This is a genomic window from Aquitalea sp. LB_tupeE (genome assembly GCF_013391415.1).
Taxonomy (GTDB): Bacteria; Pseudomonadota; Gammaproteobacteria; order Burkholderiales; family Chromobacteriaceae; genus Aquitalea.
Genome location: NZ_JACAXB010000030.1, coordinates 123,625 through 137,651 on the forward strand (window position 1 = coordinate 123,625; position 14,027 = coordinate 137,651).

Genomic DNA, 14,027 nt, shown 5'->3' on the forward strand with positions numbered 1-14,027 from the left:
CACGAAGCGGATGTAAAGCTTCGTGCTTTTATTAGTTATTAATAATAACTCAGTTTACTTCCCTTTGCTCTGGTGTGTATCAGGGATTGGCTGTTCCAGAAATTGAACTGCTATCAACGGTTCCCAGATTCAAACCAATCAGGCCACGAGTGGCTTGGGAGCTGGAACTTGGGTTTTTGACTACCCCGGTAAATTTGGAGTTGGAAATGCTACCACCCTTATCGTTAATCCCAACCAGCCCACCAACCTTGCTGTTAAAGCCAGACGATACGGTAGACTTGGACAGGGAGCTGTCAATAATTCCCTGATTCTTGCCAACCAGACCACCCGCGTTGCTGGAATTGCCACCAAAAACACTAGTATCTGCGGTTACACGTGTCAGCGTTCCACGGTTTGTGCCGATTGCACCGCCAATATTGACATTGTTGTTGGCCATGACTGCAGATTCTCCGTATTGAGGAACGAACCTGGATACTGAGGAATCCTGAATGGTTCCGCCAGCATAGTTATAGCCTACCAAGCCCCCGACACTAGTATTCGAGTTTGCATTAATAATGGTTGCAGCATTTGAATTTTTAATGGTTCCCCAGTTGCTGCCGACCAATCCACCTGTTTCAATACCCGTCGAATTGAGAACCAAACCGGTGGCATTTGCGTTAGAGATCATTCCTAGTTCATTGGACCCAACAAGGCCACCTGCTCTAGTAAGTCTGGTGCCAACAACCATAACATCAGCACTAGAGTTTTCTACGGTGCCATAGGTCATCGTGCCAACCAGGCCTCCTACATTCGTGTATCGATACTGATCATTTCCAACAGCGATCCTGCCACTGCTTGATGAGTTACTTATCTTACCCTCAATGCTTTGGCCAACCAGACCGCCGGTCTGTTGTGATTTGAAAACACTAACGGTTGCCTTTGAGTGAGAATTATCTATGGTCCCGTTCATGTTAACGCCTACTAAACCACCAGCGCCGCTGTCCATATATAGAGCATCTACCATGCTGCCGGTTACTGTAGCCGCATTGCTTGAGTTGGTAATGGTCCCTCCGAGATTAGTACCAGCAACGCCACCAATAGCATGGGAGTTATCATAGCTAGCGATGATGCCGGTATTGTGACTGCGATCAATGACGCCAGTATTGGTCCCTACCAGTCCTCCCATGCTGTTAGTAAATACGCTGGATTTTATTTTGGGGCTCAGCAAAAGCAATTCGCTGCTGTTGCTGCTATTGATCAGCTTGCCACTGTTGTAACCAATAAGGCCGCCGATGGTTGCATCGAATTGTGCTGCCCCCGGTGTCACAGTGCTAGAAGCCAGATTGACATTGCGTATTTCTCCGCTATTTGATGCAAATAGTCCGGCATTTGGGCCAGTCGCCTGGATTTTGACCTTGCTAATGGTATGCCCGAACCCGTCGAATATGCCATTGAATGTCTTGTTGGGGGCAGTTCCATCTGCTATGGACTGGAATTTTCTATTTGCACCGTCAATATCATTGCCCAGTACGTAACGGCCATTCAGATTCGTATTTACCCGTTGAAGTTGATCCAGGTTCTGAATGACTTTGTAAGCGTTACCATTAAGCGAGAAGCTAGCATCATTTCCAGATAAGGTAATTGCCGTCTGATCATGCAGGTAGTAACTACCAGATCCGGTATTGAACGCAAGAGATGCTTTGTCTCCAGCTGCCCATATATCACTCATTACTAGAAGGTTATTTCTTGCATTGAGTTCCAGCTTGTTTGAGCTCGACCATGATGTCGCAGCGTCAAATGTTAAATCACCATTTGTGCTAGTGAGAGATACGTTAGAGTTGTTGAGCGCGTTAGATAATGCTTCAGCTGAAATTGCATTATCTGACATATTTTTATTATAATAGTTTACTGCCAAATCTTCAGCCTTTACGCTAAACTGACCAGTGGCACCATTGTCTGCAGTCGTATCAACTAGAGTGTTTGCATTGATGCGAACATGGTTGCCGCGGATGTCAATCAAACCACCATTGCCTTTGTTATTTCCTTGGGCACTGGAAGTCAATACGCCGCTTACGTCAATATTATCTTTCTCTCCTGCGTCAAGGACAATTTTCCCTTCGCGGAGGTTAAGGGTATTGGCCTCAATGATGCCGGAATTGTTAATAACGGTTTTCATTAAATTGCTGCTATCTTTAGCTGCAAGATAAACTTGGCCACCATTTGCGCTGAGTGTGTTGGTGTTATTCACCAGAGCATCAACAGCGCCAGCGTCAATTTTTACACTGACCAGACCGGCACCATCAGGATTGACAGTGAATGAACTGCCGGCTCCCAGTACGATACTTCCATTTGGCGTGCTGATGGTTCCATTGTTAATGACTTTGTTAGCCAGAAGCACAACATCACCATGCTGGCTGCTAATTGCTCCATCGTTCACCACCCTTGCGGTGGAAGTTCCAGAGAAGCGATTGTTCCCATTGTTGAAGTCATCATTGGATATGTTTTGTGTTGATGCAGTCAAACTGCCAACGTTAACTTTTGATCCTGCTCCAAATACAACTCCATTAGGGTTGATAATAAATACCTTCCCGTTGGAGCTTAGTTGACCGAGAATGACACTGCCGTCATTTCCCAAAATACGGTTTAATGCAGAAGAGCTGCTACTAGGCTGATTGAAGCTCACCTTTTCATCAGCCTTAATGCCAAAGCTATCCCAGTTGACAATCAACTTGTCAGTATTCTGTTTAACGGTGACATGTTTGCCATTGTCAATGGTTTCGATCGTGCCTTCACCTCCTACGATAGCCCCTCCGCTTGGCAGCGCAAATGCTGTAGGTACTGAAATTAAGCTAATTGCAGTAAGCATTCGCAGATTAGAGCGGCTGATGCTGCCTGTTTTTCTGCAAGCTTTTGCTTTTTCACTGCAGGCAACCCAGCAATTTTTTTGTGCATTCCAGATGCGGCTGAAAATGACGTTCATTTTTATTCCTTAACGAGGTGAAAGTTTGTCTGTTATTTCTAATTTTTAAAAATTAAATATGTTTATATTCATCCTCCTTTCACTTGCTTGGTGTATTGTTGGTTGAGTGGTGGTTTTTGATTAATATTAGTTAATTGTGCAGTTTAATATCAATGATGCAAATTGTCTGATTGCTGTCGCAGGCGAATGGGAGCGTGACTTGTGTTACATAAATTATTCTGCTCTATCTGATTGGCTTGCCTGATCCAGGTTGAAGATTTCCTTAAAATGAATAGCTGGTTTGAATCCATACGGAGGGTGCCTTTTTTGCTAATGTCGATCTCCCAGGAGAAATAGGTAATGCTGAAATCAGCTTGATGGAACCATGTTTGCTTGACCATTCCAAAGCTGCACCCATCGCTGCGCGTTGAATAAATGGATTTCCGCCTCCCCAGCCATTTTTATTTAATCGAATTTTCCCATAGTCATAAAATGCCGATATCTGCGTTTGGGGCATCATTGCATGACGTAATTCTATGTTGGTAATGAAGCCGATATCGCCAGAGTCGTCACTGGCGGAGTAAGCCCTTACGCCATATGGGCCACCCAGACCAATTTTCTCTGAAGAATCTAAATTCTTATCTGCCCATTGAGCGTATACCTGTCCAAATATACTTAGCTTGTTAGTAAACCATTTTGTCTGGTTTGCGTTGATAACTAATTTACTGAACACACCCTGGAATCTTCTTGATGTTTGATAAAATGCGTCCCAATCTGGGTTGTGTACCGCAGCGCGTCCAGTACTATAGGTGGCAGAGAAGTTGCTAACCGACCTGTCTGACATAATACCGACTCCACCTCCCGAAAATGTCATTGATAGGACATTGATTTGTTTTTTAATTGTGCTTCCGTAGTAGTCGCCTTTGTCTTTTATTACTCTATCTTCATATTGAATTTGAAGATCTGCATATTTATCTACCTGTGAAATGATAGGCTGCTGTAAAAAAATACTTTGCGAATTAACGTTGCCACTTAAATTCAGATCCTTTGACGCACCACCAACTTTGTATTGTATTGATGAATAAGAGAAGCCAATTTTAGAATCGCCAATATTTGTTGGTAGTTGATAAGCAATACGTTGATATTGATTCTCCAGATTGCTTGCCATGGCTCTCAGATTCAATTGATCACCGATTCCTGATGGATTTCTGAGTACTACACTGCCGGCAACTTTGTAAGTGCCTGTGTCCTTGTTGCCAAAGTTGTCAATGCTTAAATCACCATTTATGGCATTTTCATCTTTTATATCTATAATCAAGTCTGCTTGGCCATTTTCTGCGCCTGGTTGTAGAGTTGATTTGGCATCAATTCCAGGTATTTGATTTAGCCTGATTAGTGTGCTTTCTAGTTTTTTTGACTCAATTATTTCGTTGCTCTTTATTGATCTTATTGAATTCTCTATTACGCTATTCTTCAGTTTTGATTTGTTATTGATGGTGATTTCACCATATTTCCCTTCTGAAATTTCTATTGTCAATGTGCCGTTGTCGATTTCTTGCGGTGGAATGAATGCGTGGACATGTGTGTAATTATTTTTTTGATAAAACTGCTCAATTTTTGATGTAATTTTCTGGAGATCATTCAGTGTGTACTCGTTCTTTATGTCATTCTTGATGACGGAGTTTAGTGTTGCGTCATCAATTGATTTATTTCCTTTGAAAATAAATTTACTAATAGGTATCTTGATATTGTTGATGTCCGACTCTGTTTCCTTCTTTTTTTTCTATTGATATCCAGTTGCAATGGTTGCTGCTGGATGAGGACATCCATTTTCTGTTGTTGTTCAATTTCTCGTATTAATTGCCCACCGCTTGGTGCTGACAGTGTCTTTTCGGAAATTAAGTAAATGCCAATGCAAGCCAATATGGTTAGGTGTGATCTGTTTGTCGTTTTTTTGCATTTATTCTTTGTATATATTGCTTTGTGCATATTGAAATGAATTCTCTTGCGATTGTCCGAAATTATTGTCTGAGTGACTTTGGATATAATAGGAAAATCAGAATTCTTTCAAATAAGAAAAGTCTGGTATGTTGGATGATTTTTCTTCAAGGATTAATTAAATTTAAAATGACCGCTTTTGTCGGTTCTTTGGTTTGTTAAATTTATTGGTCTGATTGATTTAATTAATTAAAGGGGTTAAGATGTTGCGTTGTTTACCCGTATTGCATGGCGTCGGATGCAGGTTTTAATGCTTTTTGGCAAGGTGGATATGTCATCAAGCCGTATTGATTGATGAATTAATTATCAATACGGTTTGCGCAAGAATCTGTACGGTGATGTGCTAGCAGTGTGATTTGCGTAGGCAATGACTTGCTGTCTTGGCTGGGGCCAGCTACAAATCTGTTTGCATATCAAGCGGAGCCAGGTTTTGAAAAGCGTATGCGGTTGCATTGAACACAGGTGGTGGGGGTATTGTGTGTTCGCGCGTTTGCTTAGCGAGTATTGATGAGTATATGAAGCATTTGACGTACTGCGCCGTGGCAGACTGAATTTGAAAGGCTGGGGCAGAATAGCTGTACCACTTCCAATATGTCCTTGCGCATCAACAGTATGAATCGGTATCGATTTGCCAGGATGGTGCTGAAGGTGTGGCCAATGGTACGGGAGGGGGCAAACGGCAGAGCGATGCACTATCCTTGCAAATCAACTTTGTGACCCGAGAATCACGCTCACCGGATATGCTCATGACAGACAATGTAGTCGTAAGGTTGTTGAGTGGTTCTAACTAGCGTTGGTGATGTTGCTCAGGTCTTGCCATGCTGGAGCGTATAGGGGCTTCTAGTCCTGGTGTCCAGTTTGCAAAGCGATGTCAGGTGGTATTAATTGGGGTGGATTAAGTAGCAGCTTGACAGCCGGATACGCAAGAAAAAAGCCAAGTTAGTTTAGTAACTTGGCTTTTTGCATGGGCAACATTTCTTTAGTCAGGACTTAAAATGGGATGTCATCATCCATGTCGTCCAGCTTCGGTGCCGGCTTGGCTTCCATGCGGCGCGGGGCGGCCGGAGCGGCTGCCGGGCGGGATTGGGCTGCCGGTTCGCCGTAAGCATAGTTGTCGTCCATGGACGAGCCGCCTTCACGCTTGCCGCCTTGCAGGCTCAGCTCGTTCACGCGGACATCCGGCGACAGTTGTTTCTGGCCTTCCTTGTTCTGCCATTCGCGCAGGGTGAGCTGGCCGTACACGGTGACTTGCTGGCCCTTGCTCAGGAAGTTTTTCAGCGATTCGCCGCGCTTGCCCCATACCTGGCAGCTGAACCAGTTGGTGGTCTTGCGTTCGCCAAAGCCTATGTCACTGGCCACGCGGAAGCTCAGCACCGGTTCGCCGCTCGGGGTGTAGCGCAGTTCGGCGTCTGCCGCCAGGCGTCCGTCAAAAGTGATGCTGTTCATGTGGATCTCCGATTCGATTCGATAATGCTGCGCCGGTCTTGGCCGACGCATGATTGCAGGGTGAGGTGCGTGCTGGCAAGTGCCGCACCGTCAGGAATAAGTGTTGGCGATCAGCTGCTTGACGGCATCCTCGTCCCAGCCTTGCTGGGCTACCTTGAGGTAGGCCACCCGGTCTTCCAGCACCACCACAGCCTCACTAACGCCGGTGAGGGCAGAAAGCTGCTGTGACAATTGCTGCGGGTTGCCTTGCCAGTCCTCGCCGATGTGGAACATCACCGAGCGCACGGCCTGTGGTGCCTGCATGCTGAACGATGCCAGCAGCCAGCTGGCCATCAGCACGCTGGTAAAGCCGAACACACCAGCCGGACCGTAATGGGTGTACAGCCAGCCACCGGCCGCGGCACCCATGAACAGGCCGAAAGACTGGGCCGTATTATACACACCGATGGCCGTCCCTTTGGCATCGGCCGGGGCAATTTTTGAAATCAGTGAGGGCAGGGTGGCTTCCAGAATATTGAAGGCAATGAAATACAGGCCCAGCCACATCACGATTTGCCAGAAGCTGTCCAGCGCCAGTGCCATGCCCAGCTGGGCGGCGGTCATGATGGCAATGGCGCCGATGAATACTTGCTTCAGCTTGGCCTTTTTTTCGCCATAGATAATGGCAGGCACCATCAGGATGAAGCCGATCACCGTGACCGGCAGGTACACCTCCCAGTGGTGTGCCTTGTCCAGGCCTGCGGTCTTGATCAGGGCAAACGGGATGGTGACAAACATGGCCATCTGCGCGGCATGCAGGGCAAAGATGCCGTAGTTCAGCCGCAGCAGCTGCGGGTTTTTCAGTACTGCTGGCAGGCGCTTGGTATTGGCTTCGGTATCCGAATGAAAGCGCGAGATGGCCGGGTCGGGGATGATCAGCCACACGCCTACCAGCGCGGCCAGTGACAGCGCGCCGGTCAGGGCAAAAATGCCGTTGACGCCAATGTACTGCGCCAGCACCGGTCCCAGCACCAGGCTGACGGCAAAAGTGGTACCTATGCTCATGCCTATCATGGCCATGGCGCGGGTGCGGTTCTCTTCACGGGTGAGGTCGGCCAAGAGGGCGGTGATGGCGGCGGAGATGGCACCGGAGCCCTGAATCACGCGGCCGATGGTGAGGGTGACAATGTCGTGCGCACCTGCGGCCACGAAGCTGCCGATGGCAAACAGCAGCAGCCCGCCGTAAATCACCTTCTTGCGGCCGATGCGGTCGGACAGCATGCCCAGCGGCAGTTGCAGCAGGGCCTGGGTAAGGCCGTAGCTGCCCAGTGCCAGGCCAATCAGGGTGTGGTTGTCGGCTCCGTGCAGGGTTTGCGCGTAAATGGCAAACACCGGCAGGATCAGGAACATGCCCAGCATGCGCAGGGCGTAAATACCGGCCAGCCCCAGGCTGGCGCGCAATTCAAGCGAATTCATGTGCGTTGTCGTTATCGATTCAGGAGTCAGGCTATCAACGTCGCCGACGGCCAGCGGTTTACCTTGCGGGCCATTGTCCTGCGCCACCTTTTTTGCTGCAGCGCATACTTTGGTGGAGCGGCGGTCGCCAAGTCGGGTATATTATCAGGTTCCCCGACCGACTGAGTAACGCTCTCACACATGGACACCATCCGCATTCGTGGCGCTCGGACGCACAATCTGAAAAACGTCAATCTGGATTTGCCGCGCAACCAGTTGATCGTCATCACCGGCCTGTCCGGTTCCGGCAAGTCCTCGCTGGCTTTTGACACCCTGTATGCCGAGGGCCAGCGCCGCTATGTAGAGAGCCTGTCGGCCTATGCGCGGCAGTTTCTGCAATTGATGGAAAAGCCGGATGTCGACCTGATCGAAGGCCTGTCGCCGGCCATTTCCATCGAACAAAAAGCCACCAGCCATAACCCGCGCTCCACCGTGGGCACGGTCACGGAAATCCACGACTACCTGCGTCTGTTGTTTGCCCGCGTAGGCGAGCCGCATTGCCCGGAACACGGCGTGCCGCTGGCTTCACAAACCGTCAGCCAGATGGTGGACCATGTGCTGGCGCTGCCGGAAGAAACCCGGGTGATGATCCTGGCCCCGGTGATTGTGGGCCGCAAGGGTGAAAACCTCGACCTGTTCGACGACTTGCGCGCCCAGGGCTTCATTCGCGTGCGGGTGGATGGCGAGGTGTACGAAATCGACAGCCTGCCCAAGCTGGACAAAAACAAGAAGCATACTATCGAGGTGGTGATCGACCGCCTGAAAGTGCGCGAGGACATGAAGCAGCGGCTGGCGGAAAGCTTTGAAACCGCCTTGCGCCATGCCGAAGGCCGCGCCATTGCGGTGGAGATGGATAGCGGCCAGGAACACTGGTTCTCGGCCAAGTTTGCCTGCCCGGTGTGCAGCTACAGCCTGCCGGAGCTGGAGCCGCGCCTGTTCTCCTTCAACAACCCCATGGGTGCCTGCCCCAAGTGTGACGGTCTGGGTGAAATCACCTTTTTCGACCCCAAACGCGTGGTGGCCCACCCGGAACTGACGCTGGCGGCCGGTGCCATCAAGGGCTGGGACAAGCGCAACCAGTTTTACTTCCAGATGCTGCTGGCACTGGGCGAGCATTACGGCTTTTCGCCCACCGAGCTGGCGTTTGAAGACCTGCCGGAAAAAGTGCGCCATGTGGTGCTGCATGGTTCCGGCCGCGACAGCATCGAATTTGTCTACATGTCGGAGAAGGGCACCCGCTTTACCCGCGCCCATCCGTTTGAAGGCATCATCCCCAATCTGGAACGCCGCTACCGCGAAACCGACTCCAGCGCAGTGCGCGAGGAGCTGGCCAAGTACCAGAACAACCAGCCCTGCCCGCATTGCTCCGGTTCGCGCCTGCGGCTGGAGGCGCGCCATGTGTTCATTGGCGGCCAGACCTTGCATCAACTCAACCAGCTGCCGCTGAAAGAAACCGCAGCCTTCTTTGCCCAGCTGGAATTCACCGGCCAGAAGCAGGCGGTGGCGGAGAAGATCGTCAAGGAAATCAGCGAGCGGGTGTCCTTCCTCAATAATGTGGGTCTGGACTACCTCAACCTGTCACGTTCCGCCGATACCCTGTCTGGTGGCGAGGCACAGCGTATCCGCCTGGCCAGCCAGATCGGCTCCGGCCTGACCGGGGTGATGTATGTGCTGGACGAGCCGTCCATCGGTTTGCACCAGCGCGATAACGACCGACTGCTGGCCACGCTGATGCGCCTGCGCGACATCGGCAACAGCGTGATTGTGGTGGAGCACGACGAAGACGCCATCCGCGCCGCCGATTACCTGGTAGACATGGGCCCCGGTGCCGGTGAACACGGTGGTGAAGTGCTGGTGGCCGGTACGCCGGCTGATGTGGCAGCGAATGAAAATTCGGTGACCGGGGCCTTCCTGTCCGGCCGCCGCCGCATCAATTGGCCGGGCGAGCGCCGCGCGGTCAACCCGGAACGGGTGCTGAAGCTGCATGGTGCCACCGGCAATAATCTGAAGAATGTGTCGCTGGAACTGCCGCTGGGCATGCTGGCCTGCATTACAGGCGTGTCCGGCTCCGGCAAGTCCACCTTGATCAACGACACCCTGTACAAAATTGCCGCGCGCGATCTGAACGGTGCCAGCGAAGAACCGGCACCGTACGACAGCATCGAAGGGCTGGAGTTGCTGGACAAGGTGATCAACGTCGACCAGAGCCCGATCGGCCGCACGCCGCGTTCCAATCCGGCCACCTATACCGGCCTGTTCACCCCCATCCGTGAACTGTTTGCCGGCGTGCCGCTGTCGCGTGAACGCGGCTACGGGCCGGGTCGCTTCAGCTTCAATGTCAAGGGCGGCCGCTGCGAAGCCTGCCAGGGTGACGGGGTGATCAAGGTGGAAATGCACTTCCTGCCGGACATCTACGTGCCCTGCGACGTGTGCCACGGCAAACGCTACAACCGCGAAACGCTGGAAGTGCAGTACAAGGGCAAGAACGTTTACGAAGTGCTGGACATGACGGTGGAGCAGGCGCTGGAATTCTTCAGCGTGGTACCGGCAGTGGCCCGCAAGCTGAAAACATTGATGGACGTGGGCCTGGGTTATATCCGCCTTGGACAGAGCGCTACCACGCTGTCCGGTGGCGAAGCACAACGGGTGAAACTGGGGCTGGAACTGTCCAAGCGTGACACTGGCCGTACTTTGTATATTCTGGATGAACCCACCACCGGCCTGCATTTCCACGATATCGACCTGCTGCTGCAAGTACTGCATCGTCTGCGTGAAAACGGCAATACCGTCGTGGTGATCGAACACAATCTGGATGTGATCAAGACGGCCGACTGGCTGATCGACCTTGGCCCGGAAGGCGGTGCGGGTGGTGGCCAGATCATTGCCACCGGCACGCCGGAACAGGTGGCGGCCAATCCGGTCAGCCATACCGGACGTTATCTCAAGCCGCTGCTGACGCCGCGAGACTAAGACCATAGAATGGGCGCGCGCCACGCCGTGGCCGCGCCACCCACACCCGATGAGGATGCAATGCTATCGCTTGGCAAGATTGACCATATCCATATCCGTGTCACCGATCTGGCAAAGGCGCAGGGCTGGTATCAGCGTGTGCTGAACCTGGTCCCCGACACGCGTTACAAGCACATGCAAAGCGGCCCGCATGGCGTCGTGATGCTGATGAACAGCAATGGCTCGGTGCGACTGGCATTGGCCCAGGAGGACAAGCCGGTATGCGAACCCGGTTCGGTGGCCTTCCTGGTAAGTGGGCAGGATTTCCTGGAGTGGATAGACCAGCTGGCTGGCGAGCGGGTGATTGACCGCTCCGGACAGGCCGTGGCGCGCGACTCGGTGGTGGATCACCAGTTTTTCTGTTCTATCAGCTTTGTCGACCCGTTCGGCAACCCGTTCGAGATTGTCAGCTACGACCACACCTGGCTGGTGGGCAAGCTCAAGCTGGGCAACAAGCCGGCCTGATTGCCTCAACTGACATCACCAACCCGCTACGGCGGGTTTTTTTATGGCGGCTGTGCTTGAAAAACTTGTCAAATCAAGAGGGTAGCTCAGGTGATATCTGGGTGTCGTCAATCAACGACTCAAAAAGTGCTGTCATTTCAACGGCTTGAGTCGATGCTTGCAATATTAGTCGCTCATTGCCGACAACTGGCATGGTCTGGCTTGGTATTTTTCAATGCAAAGCATTGATTTTAAATAACAATGTGTGGCTGGCATAGTGTTTGCAAAAACAGGCTTGTCTTCCAACCACATTGAAAGAAGCTCATGCATAAGAAATTGCTTGTTGTTGCCATGCTTTCCCTGCCCCCGGCCAGCCTGGGATTGATCAATCTGGTCTTTGCCGCCACGCCCGCGCCGCAAACACAGTCTGAGCAGCCGCAGGCTTCGGCACCACAAGGCAATCTGCCTGATGCAGCACCTGAGCAGGGCAGCAGCATGCCGCAGCCCGCCGGACAACAGCAGTAAAGCTGCCACGCCGGGTTTGACCCAGTGACGTAACAAGGCCCGCCAATGGCGGGCCTTGGTCGTTTCAGCCAGGTAGATCAACGCTGCGGCGGCAGGGCTTACGGGCTGTGCAGCGCTGCCAACTCATCCAGCAACTGGCGCTGCAATTGCAGCATGGCTGCGCAGGGTTGTTGCTGGCGGATGAAGTCCGATAGCAGGTCTGCCACTTCTCGGTGCAGTCTGAGGTGGCCTCGGCGCACTTTGCTCCTGGCGTTCCTGCCAAGCAAAAGGCCCGCAAAATTGCGGGCCTGCGGTGAACAGGCTCAGCCTGTTTCAGATGGCAAAACCATGCCCATTAGCGCGTAGGGCGTTGTAATGGAATGGACATTTCATGTCGGAACAGATTGTGTGGGTCTACCTTGTTTTTAAGGTCGATCAACTGATCAATCAATGTGTCATCCTGATAGTAAAGATGCAGCCAGTTGGGATCAATCTGGCTTGAGCCATCCTGGACATATTTCATGTCCACATCAGGATAATTGATATAGCAACCTTGGTATGCAGGCAGTAGCGGGCGATTACCCGTCGAGGCATGCACAGCATTGTAAATGCGGCGAATCCAGGCTACTTGCACGTCATCCTCTTTCGGGTCAGTCCAGTAGGTCTGATACTGTGCCTTGAGGATGGATTGACGCTGCGGTACGGCAGTATGTCCAGTGCCATTGGCATTGATCTTGCCGCCATAAGAGTCAATCTGCACCAAGGATTGCGTCATTGCCGTGTCGTTAAGGTTGGTCAGGTTTTCAAACAGTGCTTTGCATACCTCATCGCTGAAGTTTTCAATCTGATATTCAGATTTGTATTTGCCACGCTGATTATTGCCAGAGCCATTGATGCTTTGGGTAACATAAATCCAGTCCATTGCCATGAGCGGGTCTGCCTGACTGAGCGTCATGCCGGCATCACGGCGTCCCAACGGGTTGATATTGGGAAGCAGGAAGGCATCATGAACCACACCGGGCTTGCCTGCTGCATCATTCATCTTTTGGATGAAGTCATTCAGTGGCTTGTCGCGGTCGCCGCCAACCAGACCGTCAATGCCAGTGTACTGGATGGCAAGGACAATATTGTCATCGCTCTTGATATGATTCAGTTTGAACAGCGTAAACAAGCCACCATTGCCAATTGCCGGGTCCGGGTTATTGGAATTGGCATCATTGTCATGAAACCATTGCCAATAAGCCTGCAGCAGTTTGGTGAAATTTTCCGGGTGCGCCTGGAACCATTTCCAGTCATATTTAAGCGGATACCAGTAAGCTTGTTGTGGAGCATCAGGCAGTTCGGCATAGTAATAATTGATGATGATGCCAAAGTTGTTGCCACCGGCACCGCAGCAGGCAGTAAACAGCATGCGCTCGGTTTCGTCAGCGCTATCGGGGCGTACGTGCTTGAATTGCAAGCTTTTACCATCAGCTGCTGCAACCAGAATATCTACACCGCTCACCCAGTCTACGGTCAAGCCATGCAGGCGGGATAGCAGGCCGTAACCACCACCACTGACGTGGCCACCCACGCCAACCGAATAGCAAGAACCACCGGGAATGGTTTTTCCTGCTTGTCTGTATAGTGAAATGTATCCATCCCAGTTTTGATTGCCGGTCGCAATACGGAACTGATAGCCGTGACCACCCTTGTCATAAGGTGACTTGACTTTGCCTGCGGCATCATGATCCATGCCTTTCATTTCGCCAACGTCAATGATGGCAAGTTTTTCTGCAGTATCCAGACGGTTGGAAACAAAACCTTCATAGCAATGGCCGCCACTGCGTACAGTAATGCGGAAACCTTCACTCAGGGCTTCATTGGCAGCAGTCTGCACTTCATCTGGCGTACTGCAGATATAAATGCGCTGGGCACCATCTTTGCTGGTAATTGGCCAGCGCAAATTGAAACCCTTTTGAAGGGCTACGTATGTTTTATTGTTGCTTTCAATCTTGTTCATGATGAATCCAATCAGTTGTTGATCAAACAGCAAGGCGGCTCATTGCTGAGAATTTTCTTGCCCTGCGGTATGAATTGTTGAGTCATTGCTCTGAATTGGCAATGAGTTATATTGGATTTTTCTTATTAACTGTACTTTAGTTCAGTACTTGTGGTGTATGTCATGTAAATGAGCGTTTCTATATAAGAGGCC

Annotated in this window: 8 protein-coding genes; 3 read left to right on the top strand and 5 right to left on the bottom strand. The window is 51.1% G+C overall.

Translation table 11 applies throughout. The annotated features are described in order from the left end of the window. Window positions 1-79 precede the first annotated feature (79 nt). From HWX34_RS15545 to HWX34_RS15565, 4 genes are all read right to left on the bottom strand, one after another. The gene (locus tag HWX34_RS15545; RefSeq protein ID WP_178973086.1) at window positions 80-2,959 is read right to left on the bottom strand and encodes a GLUG motif-containing protein; all 2,880 of its coding nucleotides are present in this window, start codon (window positions 2,957-2,959) and stop codon (window positions 80-82) included. Window positions 2,960-3,221: 262 nt separating this feature from the next. Then, entirely contained in the window at window positions 3,222-4,694 is a 1,473-nt protein-coding gene (locus tag HWX34_RS15550) for a ShlB/FhaC/HecB family hemolysin secretion/activation protein (RefSeq protein WP_370459766.1), read from the bottom strand. A gap of 1,232 nt (window positions 4,695-5,926) precedes the next feature. Next, entirely contained in the window at window positions 5,927-6,382 is a 456-nt protein-coding gene (locus tag HWX34_RS15560; protein ID WP_045848297.1) for a single-stranded DNA-binding protein, read from the bottom strand. A 90-nt stretch (window positions 6,383-6,472) separates the two neighbouring features. Then, window positions 6,473-7,837: an MFS transporter gene (locus HWX34_RS15565; protein WP_178973088.1), complete on the bottom strand. Its 1,365-nt coding sequence runs from the start codon at window positions 7,835-7,837 to the stop codon at window positions 6,473-6,475. A 180-nt stretch (window positions 7,838-8,017) separates the two neighbouring features. Between HWX34_RS15565 and uvrA the strand changes: the two genes are divergently transcribed. The 3 genes from uvrA to HWX34_RS15580 all read left to right on the top strand — a co-directional run bounded on the left by uvrA (window position 8,018) and on the right by HWX34_RS15580 (window position 11,854). Next, complete coding sequence (gene uvrA / locus HWX34_RS15570; protein WP_178973089.1) at window positions 8,018-10,846, top strand: excinuclease ABC subunit UvrA; 2,829 nt, start codon at window positions 8,018-8,020, stop codon at window positions 10,844-10,846. Window positions 10,847-10,855: 9 nt separating this feature from the next. Continuing rightward, the gene (locus tag HWX34_RS15575) at window positions 10,856-11,350 is read left to right on the top strand and encodes a VOC family protein (RefSeq protein WP_255497093.1); all 495 of its coding nucleotides are present in this window, start codon (window positions 10,856-10,858) and stop codon (window positions 11,348-11,350) included. Between the two features lie 303 nt (window positions 11,351-11,653). Further along, on the top strand, window positions 11,654-11,854 hold the full coding sequence (locus HWX34_RS15580) for a hypothetical protein (protein WP_178973090.1): 201 nt from the start codon (window positions 11,654-11,656) through the stop codon (window positions 11,852-11,854). A 334-nt stretch (window positions 11,855-12,188) separates the two neighbouring features. On the opposite strand, the gene HWX34_RS15585 is transcribed toward HWX34_RS15580, so the two are convergent. Next, a complete protein-coding gene (locus HWX34_RS15585; RefSeq protein WP_178973091.1) occupies window positions 12,189-13,835 on the bottom strand; it encodes a BBE domain-containing protein in 1,647 nt (548 codons plus the stop codon). Window positions 13,836-14,027 lie beyond the last annotated feature (192 nt).

Coding starts and splice junctions, on each gene's coding strand:
- uvrA (WP_178973089.1), top strand. CDS start 8,018: ATGGACACCATCCGCATTCGTGGCGCTCGGACGCACAATCTGAAAAAC.
- HWX34_RS15565 (WP_178973088.1), bottom strand. CDS start 7,837: ATGAATTCGCTTGAATTGCGCGCCAGCCTGGGGCTGGCCGGTATTTAC.
- HWX34_RS15580 (WP_178973090.1), top strand. CDS start 11,654: ATGCATAAGAAATTGCTTGTTGTTGCCATGCTTTCCCTGCCCCCGGCC.
- HWX34_RS15575 (WP_255497093.1), top strand. CDS start 10,856: ATGGGCGCGCGCCACGCCGTGGCCGCGCCACCCACACCCGATGAGGAT.
- HWX34_RS15585 (WP_178973091.1), bottom strand. CDS start 13,835: ATGAACAAGATTGAAAGCAACAATAAAACATACGTAGCCCTTCAAAAG.
- HWX34_RS15545 (WP_178973086.1), bottom strand. CDS start 2,959: ATGAACGTCATTTTCAGCCGCATCTGGAATGCACAAAAAAATTGCTGG.
- HWX34_RS15560 (WP_045848297.1), bottom strand. CDS start 6,382: ATGAACAGCATCACTTTTGACGGACGCCTGGCGGCAGACGCCGAACTG.